At 72.8% G+C, this 26,407-nt stretch carries 25 protein-coding genes; 22 read left to right on the top strand and 3 right to left on the bottom strand.

Annotated features, from left to right (window positions below; genetic code table 11):
• Nucleotides 1-33 precede the first annotated feature (33 nt).
• From P2F65_RS03895 to P2F65_RS03840, 12 genes are all read left to right on the top strand, one after another.
• Complete coding sequence (locus tag P2F65_RS03895; protein ID WP_275804360.1) at nt 34-1,512, top strand: diaminopimelate decarboxylase; 1,479 nt, start codon at nt 34-36, stop codon at nt 1,510-1,512.
• Between the two features lie 111 nt (nt 1,513-1,623).
• Entirely contained in the window at nt 1,624-2,964 is a 1,341-nt protein-coding gene (locus tag P2F65_RS03890) for a homoserine dehydrogenase (protein ID WP_275804358.1), read from the top strand.
• Entirely contained in the window at nt 2,964-4,061 is a 1,098-nt protein-coding gene (gene thrC, locus P2F65_RS03885) for a threonine synthase (protein ID WP_275804356.1), read from the top strand. Before P2F65_RS03890 ends, thrC begins: the two co-directional genes overlap by 1 nt.
• Nucleotides 4,061-5,035: a homoserine kinase gene (gene thrB, locus P2F65_RS03880; RefSeq protein ID WP_275804354.1), complete on the top strand. Its 975-nt coding sequence runs from the start codon at nt 4,061-4,063 to the stop codon at nt 5,033-5,035. The genes thrC and thrB overlap by 1 nt, the downstream gene beginning before the upstream one ends.
• 315 nt (nt 5,036-5,350) lie before the next feature.
• Nucleotides 5,351-7,234, top strand: a complete 1,884-nt coding sequence (rho, locus tag P2F65_RS03875; protein WP_275807267.1) for a transcription termination factor Rho — start codon at nt 5,351-5,353, stop codon at nt 7,232-7,234.
• Between the two features lie 189 nt (nt 7,235-7,423).
• The gene (locus P2F65_RS03870) at nt 7,424-8,251 is read left to right on the top strand and encodes an ABC transporter ATP-binding protein (protein WP_275804352.1); all 828 of its coding nucleotides are present in this window, start codon (nt 7,424-7,426) and stop codon (nt 8,249-8,251) included.
• Nucleotides 8,248-9,033, top strand: coding sequence for an ABC transporter permease subunit (locus P2F65_RS03865; protein ID WP_275804350.1), 786 nt, complete (start codon nt 8,248-8,250; stop codon nt 9,031-9,033). The genes P2F65_RS03870 and P2F65_RS03865 overlap by 4 nt, the downstream gene beginning before the upstream one ends.
• Entirely contained in the window at nt 9,030-9,668 is a 639-nt protein-coding gene (locus P2F65_RS03860; RefSeq protein WP_275804348.1) for a hypothetical protein, read from the top strand. Before P2F65_RS03865 ends, P2F65_RS03860 begins: the two co-directional genes overlap by 4 nt.
• Nucleotides 9,669-9,750: 82 nt before the next feature.
• Nucleotides 9,751-10,137: a response regulator gene (locus tag P2F65_RS03855; protein ID WP_275804346.1), complete on the top strand. Its 387-nt coding sequence runs from the start codon at nt 9,751-9,753 to the stop codon at nt 10,135-10,137.
• Complete coding sequence (locus P2F65_RS03850; protein ID WP_275804345.1) at nt 10,128-11,189, top strand: HEAT repeat domain-containing protein; 1,062 nt, start codon at nt 10,128-10,130, stop codon at nt 11,187-11,189. The genes P2F65_RS03855 and P2F65_RS03850 overlap by 10 nt, the downstream gene beginning before the upstream one ends.
• The gene (locus tag P2F65_RS03845) at nt 11,186-12,628 is read left to right on the top strand and encodes a glycosyltransferase family 2 protein (protein WP_275804343.1); all 1,443 of its coding nucleotides are present in this window, start codon (nt 11,186-11,188) and stop codon (nt 12,626-12,628) included. The genes P2F65_RS03850 and P2F65_RS03845 overlap by 4 nt, the downstream gene beginning before the upstream one ends.
• Nucleotides 12,625-14,712, top strand: coding sequence for an ATP-binding protein (locus tag P2F65_RS03840; protein WP_275804341.1), 2,088 nt, complete (start codon nt 12,625-12,627; stop codon nt 14,710-14,712). Before P2F65_RS03845 ends, P2F65_RS03840 begins: the two co-directional genes overlap by 4 nt.
• Here P2F65_RS03840 and P2F65_RS03835 read toward each other — a convergent pair.
• Nucleotides 14,706-16,043 carry a PQQ-binding-like beta-propeller repeat protein gene (locus P2F65_RS03835; protein ID WP_275804339.1) on the bottom strand — a complete coding sequence of 446 codons (1,338 nt, stop codon included), beginning with the start codon at nt 16,041-16,043 and terminating at the stop codon, nt 14,706-14,708. The two genes, P2F65_RS03840 and P2F65_RS03835, sit on opposite strands and share 7 nt — an antisense overlap.
• Nucleotides 16,044-16,279: 236 nt before the next feature.
• Between P2F65_RS03835 and rpmE the strand changes: the two genes are divergently transcribed.
• The 3 genes from rpmE (at nt 16,280) to prmC (ending at nt 18,517) form a co-directional block, all read left to right on the top strand.
• Nucleotides 16,280-16,495, top strand: a complete 216-nt coding sequence (rpmE, locus tag P2F65_RS03830; protein ID WP_091755781.1) for a 50S ribosomal protein L31 — start codon at nt 16,280-16,282, stop codon at nt 16,493-16,495.
• 97 nt (nt 16,496-16,592) lie between these two features.
• A complete protein-coding gene (gene prfA, locus P2F65_RS03825; protein ID WP_275804336.1) occupies nt 16,593-17,672 on the top strand; it encodes a peptide chain release factor 1 in 1,080 nt (359 codons plus the stop codon).
• Nucleotides 17,669-18,517, top strand: coding sequence for a peptide chain release factor N(5)-glutamine methyltransferase (prmC, locus tag P2F65_RS03820; protein ID WP_275804335.1), 849 nt, complete (start codon nt 17,669-17,671; stop codon nt 18,515-18,517). Before prfA ends, prmC begins: the two co-directional genes overlap by 4 nt.
• A 24-nt stretch (nt 18,518-18,541) precedes the next feature.
• Here the strand turns inward: prmC and P2F65_RS03815 are convergent, their stop codons facing one another.
• Nucleotides 18,542-19,138 carry a TetR/AcrR family transcriptional regulator gene (locus tag P2F65_RS03815; protein ID WP_275804333.1) on the bottom strand — a complete coding sequence of 199 codons (597 nt, stop codon included), beginning with the start codon at nt 19,136-19,138 and terminating at the stop codon, nt 18,542-18,544.
• A gap of 133 nt (nt 19,139-19,271) precedes the next feature.
• On the opposite strand from P2F65_RS03815, the gene P2F65_RS03810 reads away from it, so the two are divergent.
• The 7 genes from P2F65_RS03810 (at nt 19,272) to P2F65_RS03780 (ending at nt 25,709) form a co-directional block, all read left to right on the top strand.
• Entirely contained in the window at nt 19,272-19,946 is a 675-nt protein-coding gene (locus tag P2F65_RS03810) for an NAD(P)-binding domain-containing protein (protein WP_275804331.1), read from the top strand.
• Nucleotide 19,947: 1 nt separating this feature from the next.
• Complete coding sequence (locus P2F65_RS03805; RefSeq protein WP_275804329.1) at nt 19,948-20,820, top strand: SDR family oxidoreductase; 873 nt, start codon at nt 19,948-19,950, stop codon at nt 20,818-20,820.
• Nucleotides 20,820-21,713, top strand: coding sequence for an LLM class F420-dependent oxidoreductase (locus tag P2F65_RS03800; protein ID WP_275804327.1), 894 nt, complete (start codon nt 20,820-20,822; stop codon nt 21,711-21,713). The genes P2F65_RS03805 and P2F65_RS03800 overlap by 1 nt, the downstream gene beginning before the upstream one ends.
• 63 nt (nt 21,714-21,776) lie before the next feature.
• Nucleotides 21,777-22,454 (top strand): NAD(P)-binding domain-containing protein, encoded by a 678-nt coding sequence (locus tag P2F65_RS03795; protein WP_275804325.1) that lies wholly within the window; start codon nt 21,777-21,779, stop codon nt 22,452-22,454.
• A gap of 45 nt (nt 22,455-22,499) precedes the next feature.
• Nucleotides 22,500-23,276: an L-threonylcarbamoyladenylate synthase gene (locus P2F65_RS03790; RefSeq protein ID WP_275804323.1), complete on the top strand. Its 777-nt coding sequence runs from the start codon at nt 22,500-22,502 to the stop codon at nt 23,274-23,276.
• Entirely contained in the window at nt 23,273-24,559 is a 1,287-nt protein-coding gene (glyA, locus tag P2F65_RS03785; RefSeq protein WP_275804321.1) for a serine hydroxymethyltransferase, read from the top strand. Before P2F65_RS03790 ends, glyA begins: the two co-directional genes overlap by 4 nt.
• Before the next feature lie 31 nt (nt 24,560-24,590).
• Nucleotides 24,591-25,709 (top strand): MraY family glycosyltransferase, encoded by a 1,119-nt coding sequence (locus P2F65_RS03780; protein WP_275804319.1) that lies wholly within the window; start codon nt 24,591-24,593, stop codon nt 25,707-25,709.
• On the opposite strand, the gene P2F65_RS03775 is transcribed toward P2F65_RS03780, so the two are convergent.
• Nucleotides 25,702-26,328 carry a GNAT family protein gene (locus P2F65_RS03775; RefSeq protein ID WP_275804317.1) on the bottom strand — a complete coding sequence of 209 codons (627 nt, stop codon included), beginning with the start codon at nt 26,326-26,328 and terminating at the stop codon, nt 25,702-25,704. The two genes, P2F65_RS03780 and P2F65_RS03775, sit on opposite strands and share 8 nt — an antisense overlap.
• Nucleotides 26,329-26,407: the final 79 nt, after the last annotated feature.

The following is a 26,407-nucleotide window of genomic DNA, read 5'->3' as shown; positions in this document are numbered from 1 at the left end:
CCCGGCACACCGACCCAGACCTGAGGAGCCGAGATGCGCGCGCACGAGGCAGGCGCCCTCCACGCCGAGGGCTACGGAGGGCCGCCGCACTGGCTGCCCTGGCCCACCGACGTCATGGAGCTGCTCCCGCAGCTCTGGCCGCAGACCGTCCGGCGCGACGGCACCGGACGCCTCGAGGTCGGCGGCGTCGACGTGGTGACGCTCGCGCAGCAGTACGGCACCGCGGCATACGTCGTCGACGAGGAGGACTTCCGCGCCCGGGCGCGGGCCTTCCGCGACGGGTTCGCAGGGCCGTTCGAGCCGGTGTGCGGCGGCGTCGACGTCTACTACGCGGGCAAGGCGTTCCTCTGCACGGCGGTCGCCCGCTGGGTGGCCGAGGAGGGGCTCTGCCTCGACGTCGCCTCGGGCGGCGAGCTCGCGGTCGCCCAGCGCGCCGGCTTCCCCGCCGAGCGGATCGGCATGCACGGCAACAACAAGAGCCTCACCGAGATACAGCAGGCGCTGGAGTACGGCGTGGGGCGGATCATCGTCGACTCCTTCGAGGAGATCGACCGGATCGCCGCTGTCGCAACGGAGCTCGGCGTGCGGGCCCCCGTGATGATCCGCGTCACCGTCGGCGTCGAGGCGCACACCCACGAGTTCATCGCCACGGCCCACGAGGACCAGAAGTTCGGGTTCTCCCTCGCGGGCGGCCGCGCGGCCGAGGCGATCGAGCGCATCGTCGAGCGCGCCGACGTGCTCGACCTGCTCGGCCTGCACTCGCACATCGGCAGCCAGATCTTCGACACCTCCGGCTTCGAGGTCTCCGCCCGCCGGCTCATCGCCCTGCACGCGCAGGTGGCGCGGGAGCACGGCCTGCACATGCCCGAGATGGACCTCGGCGGCGGCTACGGCATCGCCTACACCTCCGAGCACACCCCGCTGACGGCCCAGGAGCTCGGCGAGCAGATGGCCGACCTCGTGCGCCGCGAGTTCAAGGCCCTCGGTGGCAGGAACGGCGACGGCAGCGCCCACGGCGACGGCAGCGCCGACGGCGACGGCTTCCCCGTGCCGCGCATCTCCATCGAGCCGGGCCGGGCGATCGTCGGGCCGAGCACCTTCACGCTCTACGAGGTGGGCACCGTCAAGGACGTCGACCTCGGCCACGGCGCCAAGCGCACCTACGTCTCGGTCGACGGCGGGATGAGCGACAACATCCGCACCGCGCTCTACGACGCCGACTACTCCTGCACCCTGGCGAGCCGCCGCTCCGAGGCCGGGCCGCGGCTCTCGCGCGTGGTGGGCAAGCACTGCGAGAGCGGCGACATCGTCGTGATGGACGAGTACCTGCCCGACGACATCACCTCCGGCGACCTCATCGCCGTCCCGGGCACCGGTGCCTACTGCCGCAGCCTGTCGAGCCAGTACAACCACGTGCCGCGGCCGCCCGTCATCGCCGTGCGCGGAGGGGAGGCACGGGTGATCGTGCGCCGGGAGACGGTGGACGACCTCCTCGCGCTGGACGTCCCGTAAGGAGAATCCACGTCCGCACGGTCCGGATGCCGGAACAATGAGCGTCCACGTAGTGGTCACCGGCACGATGGCAGGGTCCTACGAAGCCCTACCGGGCACAAGGAGCAGATGGTGAGCGAAGTCGGCAGCAAGCAGGCGGGGGAGCCCCTCAAGGTGGCCCTGCTCGGGTGCGGCGTGGTCGGGTCCTCGGTGGCCCGCATGCTCACCGAGCACGCCGACGACCTCACCGCCCGCGTCGGCCGCCCCCTCGAGCTCGTCGGCATCGCCGTGCGCCGCGCCGGCCGCGACCGCTCGGACCTGCCGGTCGACCCCACGCTGTTCACCACCGACGCCGACTCCCTGGTCACCAAGGCCGACATCGTCATCGAGGTGATCGGCGGCATCGAGCCCGCCCGCAGCCTCATCCTCAAGGCGATGGAGAACGGCGCGTCCGTCGTGAGCGCCAACAAGGCGCTCCTCGCCGAGGACGGCCCCAACCTGTATGCCGCGGCCGACCGCTTCGGTGTCGACCTCTACTACGAGGCCGCGGTCGCCGGGGCGATCCCGATCCTGCGGCCGATCCGCGAGTCGCTGGCCGGTGACGAGGTGCGCAAGGTGCTCGGCATCGTCAACGGCACCACCAACTACGTGCTCGACAAGATGGACACCACCGGGCAGGGCTTCGCCGAGGCCGTCGAGCAGGCGCAGGCGCTCGGTTACGCCGAGGCCGACCCCACCGCCGACGTCGAGGGGTTCGACGCCGCAGCCAAGGCCGCCATCCTCGCCAGCCTCGCCTTCCACACCCGGGTCTCGAGCCAGGACGTCCACCGCGAGGGCATCACCGAGGTGAGCGCCGCCGACGTGCAGGCCGCCAAGGAGATGGACTGCGTGGTCAAGCTGCTCGCCATCTGCGAGCGCACCCGCGACGAGGAGGGCCGCGACCTCGGCATCAGCGTGCGGGTCTACCCGGCGATGATCCCGCGCAGCCACCCGCTCGGCTCGGTCCGCGACGCCTACAACGCCGTCTTCGTCGAGGCCGCCGCGGCCGGGGAGCTCATGTTCTACGGAAAGGGCGCCGGGGGAGACCCCACGGCCAGCGCGGTGCTCGGCGACGTGGTGGCCGTGGCCCGGCACCGCGTCGGCGGCGCCAAGGGGCCGGGGGAGTCGGCGTACGCCGACCTGCCGGTGCTGCCCATCGGGTCGGCCCTGACCCGCTACCACATCAGCCTCGACGTGGCCGACCGCCCGGGCGTGCTCGCCCAGGTGGCGCTGGCCTTCGCCGAGCACGGCGTCTCGATCGAGACGGTGCGCCAGCAGGTGTTCACCGACGACGAGACCGGCAAGGCCCGCGCCAACCTCATCGTCGTCACCCACACCGCGCCCGACTCGGCGCTGTCGGCCACCGTCGACGCGCTCGCGAGCCTGCCGGCCGTCGACGAGGTCACCTCGGTGATGCGGGTGGAGGGCGCCTGATGGCCCACCTGTGGCGAGGCGTGATGCGCGAGTATGCCGAGCGGCTGCCGATGCTCGAGGGTGCGCCCGTCGTGACCCTCCAGGAGGGCGGCACCCCGCTCATCCCGGCCGAGCACCTCTCCGAGCTCACCGGCGCGCAGGTCTTCGTGAAGTACGAGGGGCTCAACCCGACCGGCTCGTTCAAGGACCGCGGCATGACGACCGCGATCTCGATGGCCGCCAAGCACGGCGCCAAGGCCGTCATCTGCGCCTCCACCGGCAACACCTCGGCGTCCGCGGCGGCCTACGCCACCAAGGCCGGCATGGCCTGCGGCGTGCTCGTGCCCGAGGGCAAGATCGCCATGGGCAAGCTCAGCCAGGCGATTGCCCACGGGGCCACGCTGTTGCAGGTCGACGGCAACTTCGACGACTGCCTCACGCTGGCCCGCAAGCTCGCCGAGGCCTACCCGGTCGAGCTCGTCAACTCGGTGAACCCTGCGCGCATCGAGGGCCAGAAGACGGCCTCCTTCGAGGTCGTCGACGCGCTCGGCGACGCCCCGGACATCCACTGCCTCCCGGTCGGCAACGCCGGCAACATCACGGCCTACTGGCGGGGCTACCGCGAGTATGCCGCGGGGCACGGGATCGAGGGCGTTCCCGACGGGGTGGCGTCCCGGCTCCCGCAGATGTGGGGGTTCCAGGCCGCGGGCGCCGCGCCCATCGTGCTCGGCCACCCCGTCGACCACCCCGAGACCATCGCGACCGCGATCCGGATCGGCAACCCGGCCTCGTGGAGGCAGGCGGAGCAGGCGCGTGACGAGTCCGGCGGGCGCATCGAGGCCGTCACCGACGAGCAGATCCTCGCCGCCCACCGGCTGCTCTCCTCCCGCGAGGGCATCTTCGTCGAGCCCGCCTCGGCCGCCAGCGTGGCGGGGCTGCTCATGGCCCACGACGCCGGGCAGGTGCCGGCGGGGGCGACCGTCGTCTGCACCGTGACCGGCCACGGCCTCAAGGACCCGCAGTGGGCGCTCAAGGGCGCCGACGGCTCGGACGTCACGCCGACGCGGGTCCCCGTCGACGCCTACTCGGCAGCGCAGGCGCTCGGGCTGGACGGCTGATGGCCGAGCGCGCGGCGCACCGGCTGGCACCCGGCACCTCGGTGCACGTGCGCGTCCCGGCCAGCAGCGCGAATCTCGGACCGGGGTTCGACTCCATCGGGCTCGCGCTCGGCCTGTGGGACGAGTGCACCGCCACCGTCACCGACGAGCCGGGCCTGGTCATCGAGGTCGAGGGCCAGGGCGCCGGTGAGGTGCCCCTCGACGAGCGGCACCTGGTCTACCGCTCGATGCTCACCGCCTGGGACCACCTCGACCCCGCCGACGCCGTGGAGGTGCCGCCCGGCCTGCACCTGCGCTGTCGCAACGCCGTGCCCCACGGCCGCGGCCTGGGTTCGTCGGCCACCGCCATCGTCACGGGCATCGCTGCGGCACAAGGCCTCTGCCACTTCTCGCGGGGCGACGACCGACCGTTCGACCTGGCCTTCACCAACGACATCGCCAGCATGGTGGAGGGCCACCCCGACAACGCCTCGGCCAGCGTCTACGGCGGCATGACGCTCTCGTGGAGCGACGACCCGGGGGAGTCGTCGAAGGCCGCCACCACCACCGTCAGGGTGCCGCTGCACCCCGACGTCGTGCCGGTCGTCTTCGTCCCCTCCGAGACGCTCTCCACGGCCCGGGCCCGCTCGGTGCTGCCGTCGCACGTCCGGCTGGCCGACGCGGCATACAACTCGGCTCGCGCAGCGCTGCTCGTGCACGCCATGCGGCACGAGCCCGGGCACCTGCTGTCGGCCACCCAGGAGCGTCTGCACCAGGAGGCGCGCCGGCCGTCGTACCCCCACTCGATGGAGCTCGTCGACCGGCTGCGCCGCGAGGGGCACGCCGCCGTCATCTCCGGTGCCGGGCCGTCGGTGCTGGTGCTCGCGACCAGGGCCACCGCCGACGCGGTGCTGGCCCACGCGGCCCAGCCCTGGCAGGCCCTGGCCCCCGGCGTGCCCGAGGAGGGCGTCATCGTCCGTCAGGTCACACCCTGAGCGACGTTCGGGGGAGGCCTGTCACGGTCCGCTCCTGCGGAGTGTTACATTGAAGGCGCACGCAGCGGATGGCAGACTTCCTCCGCCTCCAGCGACACGTGCACTCTCCACGCGAAGGCAACACGATCGTTGCCCTTGGCTCGTCGTGTCCTCGCGTGGCTCCCATTCGGCCGTTCTGGCCCACGCCCCGGTTCGGGTGTCTGATCCCGGACCGCATACGAGGGGGAAGGATCCTTCGTGACAGACACCACCACTCTCGACGCCGCACCGCAGGGCGGCAGCGAGAAGCCCCGCCGATCCGGCGCCCTGAGCGCCATGCGCCTGGCCGAGCTCCAGGGCCTGGCCTCCAGCATGGGGATCACGGGCACCGCCAAGATGCGCAAGGGTGACCTCATCACCGCCATCAAGGCCCGCCAGTCCGGCGCCGCGCCGGCGGTCGACAAGACCGAGGCCGCCGCCCCGCGCGTCGAGCGCGCCGAGCGCCCTGAGCGCCCTGAGCGCACCGACGGCGCTGCGGGCCAGGAGCGCCCGGAGGGACAGGACCGTCCGGAGGGCCAGGGCCGCGCCGAGCGTCGCGAGCGCCGGGCCGTCCGCGAGCAGGCCGGCGACCAGCAGGCCGGCGACCAGCAGGCCCCCGCGCAGCGCGACGAGCGCCCCCCGCGGCAGGAGCGCGAGTCCCGCGCCGAGCGCGGCCAGGCCGAGCAGGGCGAGCAGACCCGCCAGGGCCGCCGCGAGCGCGACGACCGTGGCGACCGCGGTGACCGGCAGGCAAGTGACGACCGTGGCGACCGCCAGGCCCGTGACGACCGTGGCGACCGCCAGGTGCGCGACGAGCGCGGTGACCGCCAGGCCCGTGACGACCGCGGTGACCGCCAGGTGCGCGACGAGCGCGGCGACCGCCAGGTGCGCGACGACCGCGGTGGCGAGGACGAGGGCGACGGCCGCGGCCGCCGCCGCAGCCGCAGCCGCAGCCGGGGTCGCGACAAGCGCCGCGGCGGTGAGCGGGAGTACGACAACGAGCCCATGCTGGCCGAGGACGACGTCCTCGTGCCGGTCGCCGGCATCCTCGACGTGCTCGAGAACTATGCCTTCGTGCGCACCTCCGGCTACCTGCCCGGCCCGAACGACGTCTACGTGCCGCTCGGCCTCGTGAAGAAGAACGGCCTGCGCAAGGGTGACGCCGTCACCGGTGCCGTCAAGGCGCAGACCGAGGAGCAGCAGCAGAACTCGCGCCAGAAGTTCAACGCGCTGGTGCGCCTCGACACCGTCAACGGGATGAGCCCGGAGGACGCCAAGAAGCGCGTGGAGTTCGGCAAGCTGACCCCGCTCTACCCGCAGCAGCGGCTGCGCCTCGAGACCGACCCGACGCAGCTGACCACGCGGATCATCGACCTCGTTGCGCCGATCGGCAAGGGCCAGCGCGGCCTGATCGTCGCCCCGGCCAAGGCCGGCAAGACGATGGTCATGCAGGCCCTGGCCAACGCGATCACGACGAACAACCCGGAGTGCCACCTCATGGTCGTCCTCGTGGACGAGCGCCCCGAGGAGGTGACCGACATGCAGCGCGCGGTCAAGGGTGAGGTCATCGCCTCGACCTTCGACCGCCCCGCCGACGACCACACCACGGTCGCCGAGCTGGCCATCGAGCGGGCCAAGCGGCTGGTCGAGATGGGCCACGACGTCGTCGTGCTGCTCGACTCGATCACCAAGCTGGGACGGGCCTACAACCTCTCGGCGCCCCCGAGCGGCCGGATCCTCTCCGGTGGCGTCGACAGCGCGGCGCTGTACCCGCCGAAGAAGTTCTTCGGCGCGGCCCGCAACATCGAGGACGGCGGCTCGCTCACCATCCTCGCCACCGCGCTGGTCGAGACCGGGTCCCGCATGGACGAGGTCATCTTCGAGGAGTTCAAGGGCACCGGGAACATGGAGCTCAAGCTCGACCGCGGCCTGGCGAACCGCCGGATCTTCCCGGCCGTCGACATCAACGCCTCGGGCACCCGCCGTGAGGAGATCCTCCTCTCCGGCGAGGAGCTGAAGATCATGTGGAAGCTGCGCCGGGTGCTCGCCGCGCTCGACCAGCAGCAGGGCATCGAGCTCCTCATCGACCGGCTCAAGAAGACCAAGAGCAACATCGAGTTCCTCATGCAGGTGCAGCAGACGTCCTCGATCAGGCTCGACGGCGAGGAGCGGGACCACTAGGACCCGCCTGCGCGCTCTCCTCTGACGGCAGCCCGTCACCGCCTCGGCGGTGGCGGGCTGCCGTCGTCGGCGGCATGCCCCGGGGCGCTGATTCAGGCCTCGGCCGTGCGGCGGCGTTCCTATACTGCGAACGAGGGGACCTTGCCCCGCTGGGGGCCGGGCACCGGCTGTCCCCCGGGGGAGGCACCCATGGACGCGATCGTCGCGAGCGGGCTGCGCAAGAGCTATGGGGCCACGGTGGCCGTCGAGTCGCTGACCCTCGCCGTGGAGCGCGGGACCGTGGTGGGCTTCCTCGGGCCCAACGGTGCCGGCAAGACCACGGCGATCCGCATGCTCAGCACCGTGCTGGCCCCCGACGCGGGCAGCTTCTCCGTCGCCGACGTCCCGCATACCGACCCGTCGGGGATCCGCCGGCGGGTGGGCGTCCTGCCGGAGAGCGCGGGTTACCCGGGGTCGCAGACCGGCGAGGAGTGGCTGGTCTACCACGGCCAGCTCTTCGGCCTGCGGCGACCGGACGCGGTGGCTGCGGCCCGGCGGCTGCTCGGGGAGGTGGGCCTGGCCGCGCAGGGCTCCACGCCCATCCGGTCGATGAGCCGGGGCATGCGCCAGCGGCTCGGGATCGCCCGGGCCCTGGTCAACGACCCCGAGGTCGTCTTCCTCGACGAGCCGACGCTCGGCCTCGACCCGGCCGGCCAGCGGCAGGTGCTGGCGCTCGTGACGCGGGTCGCCGGGGAGCGCGGCGTCACCGTGGTGCTCAGCTCGCACCTCCTCGCCGAGGTCGAGCAGGTCTGCCACCGCGTGGTCATCCTCAACCGCGGGCGGGTCGTCTCCGACGGCACGGTGGCCGAGACGGTGAGCCGAGCGGCGGGCCAGCCGGAGCGGGGCGCCCTCGAGGTGCCTGTCGACGACCTCGACCGGGCCCTGGAGGTGTTGCGGGCCAACGGCATCGATGCGGCCAGCGCGGGCGGCGGCCGGCTCGGCGAGGCCTTCCTCGCCCTCACCGAGGACCAGCCATGAGGGCCGCCGGTGTCAGGGCTGCCGGTGTCGTGGCCTGGCGGGAGATCCGCGACAACTGGCTGACCGGCCGTGGGCTGCTGCTGATGCTCGCCTACACCCTGCTGCTGAGCGTCACGACCTACCTCGCCGCGACCAACGAGGCCCTGACGTTCCTGGAGCAGCGGGAGGCTCTGGCGCTGGTCGTGCGGGTGGTGCTGACGGTGGGCGGCCTGCTCGTCGTCCTGTGGTGCGCCGACGCGGTCAGCGGCGAGCGCGAGCGGGGCACCCTCGAGAGCCTGCTGCTGACGCCGGTGCCCCGCCGGTCGCTGGTCGCGGGCAAGGGGCTCTCCGCGCTCACGCTGTGGGCCGCGGCATACCTCTTCGCGCTTCCCTACCTGTGGATCCTCGGACGCGGGGTCAGCCGGCTCGGCGAGGTGCTGCTCGCCAGCCTGCTCGTCGGCACGCTGATGGCGCTCTTCCTCGGCGGCCTCGGGCTGCTCCTCAGCCTGTGGGCCGGCTCGCAGCGCACGAGCCTGGGGCTGGCGCTCTTCCTGCTGCTGGCCCTGCACGCCCCGGCGATGATGCCGGCGGCCTCGCTGCGTGGCTGGGCGGGGGAGGCGGTGCAGCGCCTGGACCCGTTCACGCAGGGTTTCCCCTACCTCGACCAGATGGTGCTCCAGGGGCACCCGATCGGCCAGGACCTGGGGCTGCTGACGCCCCTGGTGGTGGCGGCGGTCGCGCTGCCCGCGCTGGCCCTCCTCGCCGCCGGCCGGCTGACGCTGGTGCCGCGGGGGCGGTCGTGAACCGGGGGCGGGCCGTGCTGGCCCGTGGGCTCGGGGTCCTCGCCCTCGTCACCGGCGCCCTCCTTGTCGGCGCTGCCCTGGGTGCAACGCCGTCGAGCGCAACGCCGCCGCGTGCTGCGGGCGCGGTCGCGACCGCTGCCGGCGTACCACCGCCGGTCACCGTCACCCTCGACCGCCAGGACGTCGCGGTCGGCGTGGGGCAGGGCTTCGAGCTGGTCTCCACCATCGAGAACGACGGCCCCACGCCCCTGCGCGGCCTGATCGCCCACATCGACGTCGTCGGCACCGACCCCGCGCGCTACGTCGACCCGGAGGACTGGTGCACGGCGCGCACGGTGTTCCTCGACGAGCTCGCCCCCGGCGCGACCACCGCTCCCGTGTGGCAGGTGCAGGCCGTCGACAGCGGGCCCCTGCTGCTGTGGGTGACGGTGAGCCAGCCGGAGGGCACGGGGGTGGCGGTGAGCGCGCCGGTGCGACTCACCGTCGGCGAGCACATCGACGTCAACAGCGGCGGCGTGCTCCCCGTGGTCGTCGGCGTGCCGGCGGCGGTCGCGGGAGGGCTGGTGCTGCTGACGGGGTGGCGCAGGCGGCGCGAGCGGCGGCGGGGGCATCCGGAGGCCGCGCCCCCGCCGTGAAACGCCCGCAAAGCGGGATAATCGGTGAAGACTGGACTACTTTTGCCTCGACGCAACCACGCAGTAACGAGAGGTAACGGCAGTGTCCACACGTGAGGGGTGCCGAGTACTCGTCGCCGACGACGACGCCGACATCCGCGAGCTCGTCGAGTTCAAGCTCTCCCAGGCGGGGTATGCGGTTCGGGCCGTTGCCGACGGCCTTGCCGCGTGGGAGGCGTTCGAGTCCGAGCCGCCCCACCTGGCGGTGCTCGACGTGATGATGCCGGGCCTGTCCGGCTTCGACGTGCTCCGCAAGATCCGCGAGAGCGACCACCCGCGGGTGCCGGTGCTGATGCTGAGCGCCAAGTCGCGCGACAGCGACGTCGACACCGGTTTCGCGATCGGCGCCGACGACTACGTCATCAAGCCCTTCAGCCCGCGCGAGCTGCTGCACCGGGTCAACACCATGCTGGCCCGGGCATGGGCGTGACCGGCGCCCCGGTCACCCTCCTCGCCACCGCTGCCGTCCTGCTGTGCTGTGCCGCGCTGGCGGCCACCCTGGTGCTGACGAAGGTCGGCCGTGAGGGGCGGGCCCGCCGGCAGGCGGTCCTCCTCGCGCCGCTGCGCCCCCACCTCATCGCGCTCTCCGCGGGGGAGGATGCCGACGGACGCAGCCGCAGCCTGCTCGCCGGCGCCTCGGGGCGGTCCGTCGCGGCCCTCGTCGAGGCGGTGACCGGGCTGCTGGGCAAGGTCCGCGGCCTGCCCGCCGAGCAGCTCGTGGAGGTGCTCGACCGCCAGGGGGCCCTGGCCCACGCGCTGGCCGACCTGCGCCACCGTTCACCGGTCCGCCGCGCCCGGGCGGCCCAGCTGCTGGGGGTGAGCCGCGTGCCGGATGCCGTCGACCCGTTGGTCGAGTCGCTCGCCGACAGGGCTCCCGAGGTGCGGGCGAGCGCCGCCTATGCCCTGGGGCTGATCGGTGACGCGCGCGCGGCTGCACCGCTGCTCGAGGCCGTCGGCGCACCCGGCGCGGGACTGCCGGCGGGACTGGCCGCGGACGCGCTGCTGGGCATGGGCGTCGGCATCTCCGGTGCGTTGGCCGACGCGCTCGACGACCCTGACGCGCGCACCCGCGCGGTCGCCGCCCACCTCTGCGGCGCAGCCAGCTTCACCCGGCCGCTGCCCGTGCTGCGCCGGCTGCTCGCCGCCGACCCCGACCTCGCGGTCCGCTCCTACGCCGCCAGGGCCCTGGGGAGCATCGGTCGCGCCGACGACGTCGCGGCGCTGGCCCGGCACACCCAGGTCGAGCACCCGCAGGCGCTGCGCCGCCGGTGCGCGGCCGCGCTCGGCAGCCTCGGCGAGCCCGCAGCAGTGCCCACCCTCGCGGCGCTGCTGCGCGACGCCGACCCACGGCTGGCGGAGATCGCCGCGACCTCGCTGGTGCAGCTGGGCGAGCCGGGTCGCGCAGCGCTCGACGCCGCCGCCGACGAGCGGTCGGTGCAGAGCGCGCTCAGCGTGGCGGCCCTGCAGGGGGTGCTGCGGTGAGGGAGCTGCTGGAGCCGCTGCGCGGTGCCGTGGTCTGGCTGATGGACGTCACCGCGGTGCCGGTGCTGGCCTACTTCGTGCTCATCAACACCTCCTACCTGGTGCTGATCCTGTTGGGGGCGCTGGGCTTCCGGTCGCACGTGCGCAGCCGCAAGACCGTGGTCGACGCCCTCGGCGGTGAGCTCACGCCGGGTGTCTCGGTGGTCGTGCCGGCGCACAACGAGGAGGCGGGCATCGTCACCTCGGTCAAGGCGCTGCTGTCCCTGCGCTACCCCGGGCACGAGGTCGTCGTCGTCGACGACGGCAGCACCGACGCGACGTTCGCCCGCCTGGAGGAGGCCTTCGACCTCGTCGAGCTGCCGCGCGACGTGCCGCAGGACATCCCGGTGCGGGCGAGGGTGCTCGGTCAGTACGTGCCGCGTGACGGCCGCACCCGCCTCATCGTCGTGCGCAAGGAGAACTCCGGGCGCTCGGAGGCCAGCAACGTCGGCGTCAACGCGGCCACCGAGCCGCTGGTCGCGATGATCGACGCCGACTCGATCCTCGAGCCCGACGCGCTGCTGCGGGTGGCCAAGCCCTTCGCCGACGACCCCACCCGCGTCATCGCCACCGGAGGGACGATCCGGCCCGTCAACGGCTGCCGGGTGGTCGCCGGGAGGATCGTGTCGGTCGCCATGCCGAAGCCGTGGATGCCGCGGATCCAGGTGGTGGAGTACCTCCGTGCCTTCCTCGTCGGGCGCGCCGGGTGGTCGCGCTTCGGCGGGCTCATCCTCATCAGCGGCGCCTTCGGGCTCTACCGGCGAGACACGTTCGTCGAGGCCGGTGGGCTCGACCCCGACAGCATCGGCGAGGACTTCGAGCTCGTGCTGCGCATGCACAAGCTCATGCGCGACGCCGACGTCGACTACCGGGTCGAGTTCGTGCCCGAGCCGGTGTCGTGGACGGAGGTGCCGTCGACGTTCCGGGTGCTGCGCAACCAGCGCCGACGCTGGCAGCGGGGGCTCTGGGAGACCCTCTGGCAGTACCGCGGCATGCTGCTCCGGCCGCGCTACGGCCGCGTCGGCCTGGTGGCACTGCCGTACTACTGGCTCTTCGAGCTCGTCGCCCCGCTGCTCGAGCTCTACGGGATCGTCGTCGTGCCGATCGCCCTGGCTCTCGACGTGATCAACGTGCCGTTCGCGCTGCTCTTCCTCGCCCTGGCCTACGGCTACGCGTCCTTCGTGACGCTGGCGGCGATGACGCTGGAGGAATGGGCCTTCCACCGCCACGAGCGCTGGCGGGACCTCGGCATCGCGCTCGTGGCCTCGGTGCTCGAGAACGTCGGCTTCCGCCAGCTGACCGTCTGGTGGCGCCTCGAGGGCTGGTGGGCGAGCCTGCGCGGCAAGAAGCAGGTGTGGGGCGTCATGACGCGCACGGGCTTCAACGAGGAGACCTCGTGAGGCAGCGGCTGCGCCAGGTCGTCCAGGTGTCCGCGGCGACGCAGGTCCGGGTGCTCGTCCTGGTGCTGCTGGTGCTCATCCCCGCCGTGGTCGCCACCGCGCTCGTGGTCGCCCGCGGCGAGCAGCGCAACGTCCGCCAGCTCACCCTCGCCCTCGGCCCGGCATACCAGCACAACAGCGAGGCCCTGCTGGCGATGACGCAGGCCCAGGCCGCGTGGCACGCGGCCATGGACGGTGCCACCGGCGGCGAGGCCGCAGACTGGGGCGCCAGGGAGGCGCAGGTCGACGCGCTGCTGCGGGCCGTGCGCCACGACCTCGACCGTGACGAGATCAGTGACGACGACCAGGCCCGGTATGCCGTGCTGCTCGACCGCGAGCGCGGAGCTGTGCGGGCGTGGTTCGCGGCAGCGGGCGCGGCCGAGCCCGCGAGCGGGGGGTCCGCGGCGGCCCGCCAGGCCGCGGAGACACCAGCGCTGGAGAACTTCGCCGAGTTCGACGAGGCCAACCAGACCCTGGCGAGCGCCCTGGACGAGGACCGCCAGGTGGCGCGCACCCTCTCGCGTGCGTCGGTGTGGGTGGTCGCCGCCGTCGCGGTGGTCGGCGGCCTCCTCGCGCTGCTCATCGTGTTCTTCGGGGGCCGCCTCGTCACCGCGTCGATGGTGGAGCCGCTGGTGCACCTGCGGGCCGTGGTCCGGCGCCAGCGCGACGGCGACCGGGTGGTCCGCGCCGACGAGCACACGGGGTCGTCGGAGATCCGGGCGCTGGCCGCCGACTACAACGAGCTCGTCCGCAGCCGGCAGCTGCTCCAGGAGGAGCAGGCACAGATGCTGCTCATCCACCAGCTCACCCTCGACGTGGCCCGCCGGGTGCGCTCGGTCGACCAGATCGCCGAGGCACTCGAGCTCGTGTGTGCCTCGCTCGGCACGGGCCTGTCCCTCGACCGGGTGCTCCTCTACACCGTCGACGACGGCGGGGCCGTCGAGGGCAGCGCACAGTGGCACCGTGACGACCTGCCGCCGCTGCCCCCGCTGCCGCCCTCGCTCATGGGACAGGTGGCCGCGGTCAACGACGAGCTGCGTCGTGAGGCCACGGTCTTCCGCCTCCCGGACATGCTCGACCCCGCGGTGCGGGACGAGCAGCGGGTCGCGGCCTACCACCGGGCCACCGGCGCCCGCGCCCTGCTCATGGTCCCCGTCGGCGTCGGCGAGCGAGGCCTCGGCGTGCTCGCGCTCATGACCGTCGAGCTGCCGCGGCGCTGGCGCCGCTACGAGATCCAGGGCGTGCAGCAGTGCGTGTCCTACATCGCCCAGGGCATCGTCTCCGCGCGGCTGGTGCAGATGCAGGACGAGCAGGTCACCCGGCTCACCGCGCTCGACCGGCAGAAGACCGACTTCATGGCCACGGTCAGCCACGAGCTGCGCACGCCCCTGACGTCGATCAGCGGCTACCTCGAGCTGCTCGAGGACGGTGACTACGGCCGGCTCACCGAGCCCCAGCTCGGCGCGCTCGGCGTCATCGGCCGGAACACCGCTCGGCTGCGCGGACTCATCGAGGACCTGTTGGTGCTCAACAAGATCGAGACGTCGGGTCTGCACGCCAAGCCCGAAGACGTGGCGCTCGCCGACATCGTCCACGACGTCGTCGAGGTGCTGCGTCCGGCCGCCGCGAACGGGGACCTCGAGCTCGTGGTGGACCCGCCGGACGCGGACCTGTGCGTCCACGTCGACCGCACCCATTTCGAGCGCGCGCTGATCAACCTCGGCTCCAACGCGGTCAAGTTCACCCCGGCCGGCGGACAGGTGCGGATCAGTGCCGAGAGCAGCGGCGACCGCATCGCCATCTCGGTCACCGACACGGGGATCGGCATCCCGCACGACGACCTCGAGCGCCTCGGCAGCCGGTTCTTCCGTGCGAGCAACGCCACGGCCCAGGCGATCCCGGGCACCGGGCTGGGCCTGGCCATCGTGCGCACCATCGTCGAGGGCCACGGCGGCCAGATGTTCGTCGCCTCGTCCGAGGGGGAGGGCACCACGGTGCGGGTCTTCCTGCCCGCGGCTCGAGCCGCGAGCGTGGCGCCTCAGTAGCAGCCGCCCCGGGGGACCCCGGGCAGGTCGGCCACGACCGTCTGCGCACGAGCCGGGTCGGCAGCGAGGTGCTGGTCAGGTCTCGCCTCGCCGCGCGGCTCTGCCCGCAGTTGGTGCTGCCACAGTCGGTCACCACTGAGCGCGTCGAGGGCCAGCAGCCACCTCTGGCCCTGCGTGGCGGGCAGGTCGCCCTCCGCCGGGTTGATGCCGACAGCGCGGTCGAGACCCACCGCCTGCTCCTGTCCGACCTCGAGCCGCCACCGCTCACGTCCTGTCCTGGCGTCCACGCCGAGCACGACGTCGCGGGCCCTCAGGTCCCGCCCGGGCAGGGCGACCGTGTCACCGGCCAGACCGGCGTGCGGCTGCTCGGTGTCGAGGTCCACGTCGCGGTAGCCGGTCGTGTAGCCGGCAGCCGCCCGACGGCTCCAGCGCTCGCGGCCGGTGGCGGTGTCGACGGCTGCCACGGCGGTCGGCGAGGTCACCACGCTCACGGCCGGGTCGGCCGTGGCGAGCGCCCACCCGACCCGCCGCCAGAGCACCGCGCCGTCTTCCGCGGCCACGGCGAAGACCTCCGTCAGGCGAGCGGCGCTCGAGTCGGCGAGCACCGAGACCAGCACGGTCGTCCCGTGCGCCTCGACGCGCAGGGCGAAGCGCCGGCTCACCTGGTCGGGCACCACCCGCCAGGCCAGCCGCATCGGCTCGAGGTCGACGCCGACGACCGACCCGTCGCTGGACGCGGCCACCGCCAGCCGGTCTCCCACCATGACGACCCGCTGCGACGGCCGCACCGGGAGCTGCACCCACCGGTCCGGGCCGCCGTTGGCGGGGTGGACCGACAGGACGTCACCGTGGGTCCCGACCAGGCGGTCGCCCGAGACCGTGAAGGTGCGCCCGAAGTCTCCCGTCTCACCGTCGCGGCCGCCCGCGTGGGTGATGCCCTGACCGCCGGTGCCGGAGAGCGGCACGCCCCGCACGCCCCGGCCGGGGCCGTCCTCGTCGCCCGCGTCCCGGCCCCAGACCATCCCGCCCGCGACCCCGACGGCATCGGCGACCTCCTCGGTGCTGAGCACGACGCGCCCGGTGGCTGCGTCGAGCACGTGCACGGCCCGGCAGCCGGTGACGACGACGTGGTCTCCGGTGACCAGGGGAGCGGTCTCGGAGCGATCGACCAGCTCGGTGCGCCAGCGCTCGGCACCGCTGTCGTCGACGGCGCTCACCCACCCCTTGCCCGGCGGGCAGGGGTCGAAGTCGCAGCCCGGTGGCGTGCACGCCGCCAGCAGGAGCGCAACACCCGCCCCCACGGCACCGACCGACCAGCGAACCCCCCGCACGCCCACAGGGTGCCGCGGACGCGAGCCGGCCACGCGGCATACCCGCTGACTGTGACCGGAGCGCAACCAGAGCGCGCCATCGAGTGCCCTGGCCGGCTGCGCCGTCAGGGAATGCCGAGCAGGGCCCTCTCGTTTAGGAGATGTGCGCCGCTCTCTGGCACACTTGACCGCTGACCGGTTCACGGCATACAGGGCAGATCCCGCCGACCCGGCCGCAACGACTCAAGGAGCACACGTTGAAGAAGGACATCCACCCCCAGTACGTGGAGACCGAGGTCACCTGCACCTGCGGCAACACGTTCACCACCCGCAGCACCGCGACGTCCGGCAAGATCCACGCCGACGTGTGCTCGCAGTGCCACCCCTTCTACACCGGCAAGCAGAAGATCCTCGACACCGGTGGCCGCGTGGCCCGCTTCGAGGCCCGTTACGGCAAGAAGGCCGCCAAGTAGCTTTTCCGATGCGCCGGTCCTGACCACCACGGTCAGGGCCGGCGCATTGCGTTTCCCCACCCGCCTGTCCGACCCGTCGACCCCGAGAGGGACGCCCATGCTGGAGTCCGCCGCCGCCCTGGTGCAGGAGCACGCCGACCTCGAGACGCAGCTCGCCGACCCTGCGGTGTTCGGCGACCAGGACAAGGTGCGCCAGCTCAACAAGCGGTATGCCGCGCTCGCGCCGACCGTCGCGGCCTACCACGCGTGGCACGCGGCCCAGGACGACCTCGCCGCCGCCCGCGAGCTCGGCAAGGAGGACGAGGGGTTCGCCGCCGAGGTGCCCGCGCTCGAGGCGACGCTGCACGCCGCGGAGGAGAAGCTGCGCCGCCTGCTCGTCCCGCGTGACCCCGACGACGACCGCGACATCATCCTCGAGGTCAAGGCCGGCGAGGGCGGCGACGAGTCGGCACTGTTCGCCGGCGACCTGCTGCGGATGTACCTGCGCTATGCCGAGCGCCGCGGCTGGAAGACCGAGCTCATCGACGCCACCGAGTCCGACCTCGGCGGCTACAAGGACGTGCAGGTCGCCATCAAGGCCAAGGGCACGCCCGAGCCGGGCCAGGCCCCCTGGGCGCGGCTGAAGTACGAGGGCGGGGTGCACCGCGTGCAGCGCGTGCCCGTCACCGAGAGCCAGGGGCGCATCCACACCTCGGCGGCGGGCGTCCTGGTGATGCCGGAGGCCGAGGAGGTCGAGGTCACCATCGACCCCAACGACCTCAAGATCGACGTCTACCGCTCCTCGGGCCCCGGCGGGCAGAGCGTCAACACCACCGACTCGGCAGTGCGGATCACCCACCTGCCGACCGGCACCGTGGTCTCGTGCCAGAACGAGAAGAGCCAGCTCCAGAACAAGGATTCCGCCCTGCGCGTCCTGCGCGCCCGCCTGCACCAGATCGCCCAGGACGCCGCCGACGCCGAGGCCTCGGCCGCGCGGCGCTCGCAGGTGCGCACCGTCGACCGCTCCGAGCGGATCCGCACCTACAACTTCCCCGAGAACCGGATCAGCGACCACCGCACCGGCTACAAGTCCTACAACCTCGACGCCGTGCTCGACGGCGACCTCGACCCGGTGGTGCAGTCGGCCGTCGACGCCGACGAGCAGGCACGGATGGCTGCCGTCGCCGAGGGCTCGTGACCGACCTCCGCTCCGCGGTGCGCGCCGCGACCCAGCGCCTCGCGGAGGCGGGCATCGCCTCCGCCGAGACCGACGCGGTGCTGCTCGCCGCCCACGCGATGGGCACCTCTGCGGGTGAGGTCCGCAAGGCGATGGTGCTCGGCGCACCGGCGCCGGCGGCATACGAGGCCTTGGTGGAGGAGCGCGCCGCCCGGGTGCCGCTGCAGCACCTGACCGGGAGGGCGGGCTTCCGCCGCCTCGAGCTGCACGTCGGGCCCGGGGTCTTCGTGCCCCGACCCGAGACCGAGTTCGTCGCCGGCCTGGCCGTCGACGCGGCTCGCGAGGCTGGAGAGGGGCCGTTCGTCGTCGACCTGTGCACCGGTTCGGGCGCCATCGCGCTCGCCGTCAAGGACGAGGTGCCGGCGGCGCAGGTGTATGCCGTGGAGCTGGGGGAGGACGCGCACGCCTGGGCTGCGCAGAACCGGTCGGCGACCGGGCTCGACATCACGCTCGTGCAGGGCGACGCGACCACCGCCTTCCCCGAGCTCGAGGGCCAGGTGGACGTCGTCGTGTCGAACCCGCCGTACATCCCGGTCGGCATGGTGTCGATCGACCCGGAGGTGCGAGACCACGACCCCGACCTCGCGCTCTACGGCGGCAGCGACGACGGCCTCGCCATCCCGCTCGCCGTGGCAGCCCGGGCGGCAGCGCTGCTCCGTCCGGGAGGGGTGCTCGTCATGGAGCACGCCGACACCCAGGGCGAGTCGCTTCCGGCCGCGCTCGCCCGCACGGGGCGGTGGCGTGAGATCGAGGACCACCAGGACCTCACCGCCCGTCCGCGGGCGACGGTGGCCGTGCGCGCCTGACCCGACCCTGGTGAGCGGTCGGGCTCAGGCGGCGCGGCCCGCCCGCGTGGCGGCGTCGACGAGGGCTCTCGCCGAGGCCTTCGCGGCCTCCGGCGCGTCGGGGCTGGCGTCGAGCGAGCCACTGGCCAGGCCGCCGTCCAGCAGCAGGGTCAGCGAGCGCCCCAGCGACTCGGGGTCGCGCGCCCCGGCCTGCTCCGCCAGGCCGCGCACCCACGAGAGCACCGCGGCCTTGTGGGCCACCGTGCGGTCGTGCACCGCGGTGCCCGGCTGCGACTCGGCAGCGGCGTTGATGAAGGCGCAGCCGCGGTAGCCCTCCCGGCGGCATGCGGTGCGCAGGGCGTCGAACATGCCGACGAGCTGGTCCGCGGGGTCGGGGCCGGCCGCGGCGGCCGCCTGGTGCAGCTGGCCGGACCAGACGCCGTCGACCCTGTCGAGGTAGGCCACCACGAGGTCGTCCTTGGCCGGGAAGTGCTTGTAGAAGGTCGCCTTGGCCACGCCGGACTCGGCGATGATCAGGTCGACCCCGACCGCCCGGATGCCGCGGGCGTAGAACAGCGCGAAGGCGGTCTCGAGGATCCGCTCGCGAGCGGCGCTGGGTCGCTGCGGGGTGGGGGTGGGCATCGTGTTCCTCCGTGGTCCGGCGTGTCGGTTCCGAGCATACCTTGCGAGTAGACAGATCTGTCTGTTAGGTTTCCTGCATCGAAGTAGACAGACCTGTCTGCCTGAACCCCGAACTTTCTCTCGAGGAGAACCCATGAAGATCGCAGTCCTCGGCACCGGCATGGTCGGACAGGCTGTCGCCGCCCGCCTCTCCGAGCTCGGCCACGACGTGGTGGTCGGCACCCGCGACCCGCAGGTCTCCCTCGCCCGCACCGAGCCCGACGGGATGGGCAGCCCAGGCTTCGGCACCTGGGCCTGCGAGCACGGCGCCATCGGTGTGGCGCCGTTCGCGGAAGCAGCCAAGGGTGCCGACCTCGTGGTCAACGCCCTCTCGGGCGCGGCCTCGGTCGACGGCATCCGCGCAGCCGAGGTCGCCGCCGGCACCGTCGTGCTCGACATCGCCAACCCGCTGGACTTCGGCAACGGCATGCCGCCGAGCCTGTTCGTCAGCAACACCGACTCGCTCGGGGAGCAGATCCAGCGAGCCTTCCCCGACCTGCGGGTGGTCAAGGCGCTCAACACGATGAACGCTTACGTCATGGTCGACCCCAAGCAAGTCGCCGGCGGCGACTTCACGAACTTCGTGTCCGGCGACGACGCGGCAGCCAAGGCACTCGTGGTCGAGCTCCTCGAGTCCCTCGGCCACACCGACATCATCGACCTCGGCGACATCACGACGGCCCGCGGCACCGAGTCGCTGATGACGGTCTGGATCCGGCTCTGGGGCGCGCTGGGCACCCCGATGTTCACGTTCAAGATCGTCCGCTGACATGACGACCCAGAGCGGTAGGACCGTGCTGGTCACAGGCGGGACCGGCGGGATCGGCGAGGCCACGGCGCGTGGCCTCGCCGGTCTCGGCGCCCGCGTCGGCATCGTCGGGCGCGACGAGGCCAGGGCGCGAGCGGCGGCCGATCGCATCCGTGCGGCAGGGGGAGAGGTCGACGTCTTCACCGCCGACCTCTCGGCGCAGCGGGAGGTGCGCGCGCTGGCCGAACAGGTGCTCGCGGCATACCCCCGCCTCGACGTCCTCGTGAACAACGTGGGCGGCTACTGGGCCCGCCGGCACGCCACGGAGGACGGGCTGGAGCGCACCTTCGCCGTCAACCACCTCGCGCCGTTCCTGCTGACCAACCTGCTGCTCGACCGGCTGCGCGAGAGCGCTCCGGCCCGCGTCGTCACGGTGTCGTCGGGGGCGCAGGCGATGGGTCGCATCGACTTCGACGACCTGCAGGGGGAGGCGAGCTACAACGGCCAGCGGGCCTACAACCAGTCCAAGCTCGCCAACGTGCTGTTCACCTACGAGCTCGCCCGGCGGCTCGAGGGCTCGGGGGTGACCGCGAACGTCCTGCACCCCGGTGTCGTCCGGACGGCCTTCGGCCAGGAGGACTCGCAGGGCTGGATGCGGCTGTTGCTGCCGGTCATGCGACCGTTCATGAAGACCCCGGAGAAGGGTGCCCGCACCTCGATCCACCTCGCGTCCTCGCCCGACGTCGAGGGCGTCACGGGGCAGTACTTCGCGAACGAGCAGCCCAAGCGCTCGTCGCAGGCGTCCTACGACACCGAGGCCGCCGCCCGCCTGTGGCGGGTCTCCGCCGAGCTCGTGGGCCTGCCGTCCGCCTCTGCCCGACGAGGGCAGGCGTGATGGACGTCGGCGTCCACCTCGTCAACTTCGGCGCCCCCGCGGGACCGGCGGCGATCGCACCGACGCTGGCACGAGCCGCAGAGGCCGCCGAACGGGCCGGCGTGGCCAACGTCTCGGTCATGGACCACTACCTGCAGATCGGAGGGGTGGGCGTCGGCGACGTGGACGCCCCGATGCTCGAGGGCTACGCCACGCTGGGGTTCCTGGCCGCCCACACCAGCACCGTCGAGCTGCAGCTCCTCGTCACCGGGGTCATGTACCGCCACCCGGGGCTGCTCGCCAAGATCGTCGCCACCCTCGACGTGCTGTCCGGCGGCAGGGCGGTGCTCGGCCTCGGTGCCGGGTGGTACGAACGCGAGCACGCGGCCTACGGCGTCCCCTTCCCGCCGCTGGCCGAGCGGTTCGAGAGGCTCGAGGAGACCCTGCAGATCGTGCGCCAGATGTGGAGCCCGGACAACGGTCCCTGGGCCGGCCGGCACTACCAGCTCGCCGAGACCATCTGCTCGCCGCAACCGCTGCGGCGCGTGCCGGTGATGGTCGGCGGCTCGGGGGAGCGCAAGACCCTGCGTCTGGTGGCGCGGTACGCCGACGCCTGCAACCTCTTCGCGGGGCCGCAGTCGCCGCCCGAAGCGGTGGCCGCCAAGCTCGAGGTGCTCCGCGCGCACTGCGAGCGCGAGGGCACCGACTTCGACGGCATCCGCAAGACCGTGCTCTGGGCCGCCGGGCTCGACCCGAGCACCGCCGCGGGAGGCGCCGCCTTCGCCGCGCAGATGGAGCGGTATGCCGCGGTGGGCGTCAGCGAGGTGCACGTCATGCCGTGGTCCGGCGACCCGGTGCCGTTCGTCGACGGCCTCGGCGAGCACGTCGTCCCCCGGCTCTCTGGGCTGTTCTGACCTTCCCGGAGCAGGCAGGGTGCCAGCATGGGGGCGCAGGTCGACGTCGGACGGAGGAGCGCCATGAAGATCGCTGTGCTCGGGACCGGGACGGTCGGCAAGCACCTCGCCGCCGCGCTGGCCCGGCTCGGCCACGACGTGCGCATCGGCACCCGGGACCCCGAGGAGACCATGGGGCGCGGTGGGGGCCGCGGCCCGGAGGACCCGCCCTTCTCGGCGTGGTCGGCCGACCACCCGCAGGTGGGACTCGAGCCGTTCGCCCGCGCCGCGGCCCACGGTGAGCTCGTGGTCAACGCCACCAACGGCGGCGCCTCCCTGGCCGTGCTCGACCTCGCCGGCGCCGACAACCTCGCCGGCAAGGTGCTCATGGACATCTCCGACCCGCTCGACCTCTCGCAGGGCGTCCCGCCCACCCTGTTCGTCAAGGACACCGACTCGCTGGGCGAGCAGATCCAGCGCGCCCACCCGCGGGCGTTGGTCGTCAAGACGCTCAACACCCTGACTGCGCACCTCATGGTCAACCCCCAGGTGCTGGGCGAGGAGACCACGGTCTTCATGTCGGGCAACGACGCCGGCGCCAAGGCCGCCGTGGCCGACCTGCTCGAGAGCTTCGGGCACACCGACGTCATCGACCTCGGCGACATCACCACCGCTCGCGGCACCGAGATGATGATGCCGGTGTGGCTGCGGCTCAGGCAGGTGCTGGGCACCGGCTCGTTCAACTTCAAGATCGTCCGCTGACGCCCGTCGCGGGCCGCGCCGGCCGGTCGCAATAGGCTGGGACGCATGAGCCCGGTCTACGACTGCAGCACCGAGTCCGGCCGCGCCGAGGGCGTGGCCAGGGCCGTCGAGGCGGTGCGCGGCGGCGAGGTCGTCGTCATCCCCACCGACACCGTCTACGGCATCGGCGCCGACGCGTTCTCCGAGGAGGCCGTCGCCGCCGTCCTCGCCGCCAAGGGCCGGGGGAGGGACATGCCGCCGCCGGTGCTGGTGCCCAACGTCCGCACCGTGGACGGGCTCGCCACCGACGTGCCGCCGTGGGCACGCGACCTCATCAAGGCGTTCTGGCCCGGCCCGCTCACCCTGGTGTTCAAGGCGCAGAGCTCGCTCATGTGGGACCTCGGCGAGACCAACGGCACGGTTGCCCTGCGGATGCCGCAGGACGACATCGCGCTCGAGGTGCTCGCCGAGGTGGGGCCGATGGCCGTCACGAGCGCCAACCTCACCGGCCAGCCCCCGGCCACGACGATCACCGACGCCGCCGCGCAGCTCGGCGCCGCGGTCAAGGTCTACCTCGACGGCGGTCCCCGCGCCGACAACACCCCCTCGACCATCGTGGACTGCACGGGCGAGCACCCGGAGGTCCTGCGGGTGGGTGCCCTCAGCGAGGAGCAGCTCCAGGAGGTGCTCGCGGCGCACTTCCCGGCGGAGGCCGAGGAGCCGCCGCGCCCCACCTACACCACCGGCGCCGACGACGGAACGGACGCCGACGAGGACCCCCAGCCCGACGGCATACAGTTGCCTGCGGACTCGACCCCACCGGCAGGAGAGCAGCAGTCATGACCTCACCGAGCGACGACACCTTCTACGGCTCCGACTTCGGGGCCCTGCAGTCCTTCGACCCCGACATCGCGGGGGTGCTGCTCTCCGAGCTCGACCGCATCCGCGGCGGCCTGCAGCTCATCGCCAGCGAGAACCTCTGCTCGCCGCAGGTGCTGACCGCCCTCGGCTCCACGCTGTCGAACAAGTACGCCGAGGGCTACCCCGGCCGGCGCTACTACGGCGGCTGCTCCGAGGTCGACAAGGCCGAGCAGATCGCCATCGACCGCTGCAAGGCGCTCTTCGACGCCGACCACGCCAACGTGCAGGCCCACTCTGGCGCCAGCGCCAACCAGGCCGTCTACGGCGCGTTCCTGCAGCCCGGCGAAACCCTCCTCGCCATGTCGCTGCCGCACGGCGGACACCTGACCCACGGCACGAAGGTCTCCTTCTCCGGCAAGTGGTTCAACGCCGTGCACTACGGCGTCGACAAGGAGACCGAGGACATCGACTACGACCAGGTCGCCTCGCTCGCCCGCGAGCACCGGCCCAAGGTCATCCTGGCCGGCGGTTCCGCCATCCCGCGCCTGATCGACTTCGAGTTCTTCCGCAACCTCGCCGACGAGGTCGGGGCCATCTTCTGGGTGGACGCCGCGCACTTCATCGGCCTCGTCGCCGGCAAGGCCATCCCGAGCCCGGTGCCGTGGGCCGACGTCGTGTCGTTCACGACCCACAAGGTGCTCCGCGGACCCCGCGGCGGCGCGATCGTGTGCAAGGAGGAGCACGCGGCCAAGATCGACAAGGCGGTCTTCCCGATGATGCAGGGCGGCCCGCTCATGCACACCATCGCGGCGAAGGCGGTCAACTTCAAGGAGTGTGCGACCCCGGAGTACCAGACCTACGCCAAGCAGGTCATCGCCAACGCGCGACAGCTCGCCACGACGCTGGGGGAGAACGGCATCCGCCCGACCACCGGAGGCACCGACACCCACCTGAGCCTGCACGACCTGCAGGGCGTCGGCGTCACCGGCAAGGAGGCCGAGGAGCGCTCCGACGCGGCCGGCATCGTGCTCAACAAGAACGCGATCCCGTTCGACCCGCAGAAGCCCAACATCGCCTCCGGTATCCGTGTCGGCACCCCCTGCGTCACCACCCAGGGGATGGGCACCGAGGAGATGAAGGTCATCGGCGAGCTCATCGCGACCGCCGTCACCAAGGGCGACGCCGACCCCGACCACGCGGTCTCCAAGGAGGTCCGCGCCAGGGTGGGCGAGCTCGTGACGCGCTTCCCGGCATACCCCCGCTGACCCCGCCCACCGACGCAAAGGCGCGCCGTAGTTGAGGGAGTACCTCCTCGTCCTGATGGTGGCCGCGGTGATCACCTACGCCGCGACACCGCTGCTGCGCGCCATCGCGGTCAAGACCGGGGCGTTCACGCCCGTGCGGGACCGGGACGTGCACAGCGTGCCCATCCCGCGCCTGGGCGGGGTGGCGATCTTCCTCGGGTTCGCAGCCTCGATGCTCGCCGCGAGCCACCTGCCGCGGCTCGGCCAGGTGTTCGAGGCCGGCCCCGAGCTCAAGGGCGTGCTGTGGGGGGCCGCGCTGGTCTGCCTCGTCGGCGCCATCGACGACATCCGCGAGCTCGACTGGCTCACCAAGCTCGGTGGCCAGATCATCGCCGCGGGGTTCATGGCGTTCCAGGGCGTGCAGCTGTTCTCGCTGCCGCTCGGCGGGGTGACCGTGCTGCCGGCCCCGATCATGGTGGGGCTGACCGTGCTCACCGTCATCGTGTCGACCAACGCGGTGAACTTCATCGACGGCCTCGACGGCCTCGCGGCCGGGGTGGTGGGGATCGCGGCGACGTCGTTCTTCGTCTACAGCTACCTCATCTCGCGCAGCTACGACCCGCCCAACGTGTTCTCGTCGGCGACGTTCATCTCAGCCGCGCTCATCGGCTGCTGCCTGGGCTTCCTCCCGCACAACTTCTACCCCGCGCGCCTCTTCATGGGTGACTCCGGGGCGCTGCTGCTCGGCCTGCTGCTCGCCGCGGCCACGATCTCCACGACGGGCAGCGTGACACCCACCGACGTCAGCACCAACGACGTCGCAGCGACGCTGCTGCCGCTGGTGCTGCCGTTCGCGATCATCCTGCTGCCGCTGGTCGACGTGATGCTGGCCGTGGTGAGGCGCACCCGGGCCGGCCAGCGGCCGTGGCAGCCGGACGCCCTGCACCTGCACCACCGGATGCTGCAGATCGGGCACGGCCACCGGCGTGCCGTGCTGCTCCTGTGGCTCTGGGCGGCCGTGGCGGCGCTCGGCTCGGTGAGCTTCGTCTTCATCGACGACGCGCGCATCGCAGCCGCGGGGGTGCTGTGCGCGATCGTGGTGGCCGTGGTGCTGACCGTCTGGCTGCCGCGGTGGTCGACGCCCCGCCACAAGCCGCACGTGCTCAGCTGACGCCGGTCGCCAGCCGCTCCTCGAGGCGAGAGCGCACCAGGGGCCACTCGTCGCGCAGGATGCTGAACACGACCGTGTCGCGGAACGTGCCGTCGGCGCGGCGCGTGTGCCGTCGCAGCACGCCCTCGCGGGTGGCGCCGAGCCTGGCGATGGCGGCCTGCGAGCGCTGGTTCACCGCGTCGGTCTGGATCTTCACGCGCCCGAACCCGCAGTCCTCGAATGCGTGCGCGAGCAGCAGCAGCTTGGTCTCGGGGTTGACCGGCGTGCCCCACCACCGCGACCCGTACATCGTCCAGCCGAGGTGCACCCGCTCGTTGACGAGGTCGAGGTCGCCGAGCGAGGAGGTGCCCACCACCGTGCCCGCCTCGCCGAGGGGGCCGTCCCCGACCAGGCGCACCGTGTATGCCGTGCGTCCGGTTTCGCGCGCGGCCACGTCTGCCGCCACCCGCCGCTGCGTCTCGACGAGGTCGGCCGGGGGCGGCCTCATGATGAAGCCCTGCGTGTAGACGACCGGGTCGGCCAGGACCTCGTGCAGGCCCTCGGCGTCTGCTGGCTGCACCGGGTCGAGGCGCACGAAGCGGCCGAGGAGCGGCTGTCCGGTGGGGGCGGTGGCTGGCACGAACGGAGGATATCTGCCGCATTCCACCCACATCGGGTGACGTGTTCCCCTACGGTCGGCCCGCCGACGAGACCCGCCG

Origin of the sequence: Knoellia sp. p5-6-4 (assembly GCF_029222705.1) — a bacterium.
GTDB lineage: Bacteria > Actinomycetota > Actinomycetes > Actinomycetales > Dermatophilaceae > Pedococcus_A.
Note: the sequence above shows the minus strand (reverse complement) of the source record. Positions and strands in the feature narration are given on the sequence as shown.

Excerpts from the sequence above, each read along its gene's own strand:
- P2F65_RS03895 (WP_275804360.1), top strand. The coding sequence starts at position 34 with ATGCGCGCGCACGAGGCAGGCGCCCTCCACGCCGAGGGCTACGGAGGG.
- thrC (WP_275804356.1), top strand. The coding sequence starts at position 2,964 with ATGGCCCACCTGTGGCGAGGCGTGATGCGCGAGTATGCCGAGCGGCTG.
- thrB (WP_275804354.1), top strand. The coding sequence starts at position 4,061 with ATGGCCGAGCGCGCGGCGCACCGGCTGGCACCCGGCACCTCGGTGCAC.
- rho (WP_275807267.1), top strand. The coding sequence starts at position 5,351 with ATGCGCCTGGCCGAGCTCCAGGGCCTGGCCTCCAGCATGGGGATCACG.
- P2F65_RS03870 (WP_275804352.1), top strand. The coding sequence starts at position 7,424 with ATGGACGCGATCGTCGCGAGCGGGCTGCGCAAGAGCTATGGGGCCACG.
- P2F65_RS03865 (WP_275804350.1), top strand. The coding sequence starts at position 8,248 with ATGAGGGCCGCCGGTGTCAGGGCTGCCGGTGTCGTGGCCTGGCGGGAG.
- P2F65_RS03850 (WP_275804345.1), top strand. The coding sequence starts at position 10,128 with ATGGGCGTGACCGGCGCCCCGGTCACCCTCCTCGCCACCGCTGCCGTC.
- prfA (WP_275804336.1), top strand. The coding sequence starts at position 16,593 with ATGCTGGAGTCCGCCGCCGCCCTGGTGCAGGAGCACGCCGACCTCGAG.
- P2F65_RS03815 (WP_275804333.1), bottom strand. The coding sequence starts at position 19,138 with ATGCCCACCCCCACCCCGCAGCGACCCAGCGCCGCTCGCGAGCGGATC.
- P2F65_RS03810 (WP_275804331.1), top strand. The coding sequence starts at position 19,272 with ATGAAGATCGCAGTCCTCGGCACCGGCATGGTCGGACAGGCTGTCGCC.
- P2F65_RS03805 (WP_275804329.1), top strand. The coding sequence starts at position 19,948 with ATGACGACCCAGAGCGGTAGGACCGTGCTGGTCACAGGCGGGACCGGC.
- P2F65_RS03800 (WP_275804327.1), top strand. The coding sequence starts at position 20,820 with ATGGACGTCGGCGTCCACCTCGTCAACTTCGGCGCCCCCGCGGGACCG.
- P2F65_RS03795 (WP_275804325.1), top strand. The coding sequence starts at position 21,777 with ATGAAGATCGCTGTGCTCGGGACCGGGACGGTCGGCAAGCACCTCGCC.
- P2F65_RS03790 (WP_275804323.1), top strand. The coding sequence starts at position 22,500 with ATGAGCCCGGTCTACGACTGCAGCACCGAGTCCGGCCGCGCCGAGGGC.
- glyA (WP_275804321.1), top strand. The coding sequence starts at position 23,273 with ATGACCTCACCGAGCGACGACACCTTCTACGGCTCCGACTTCGGGGCC.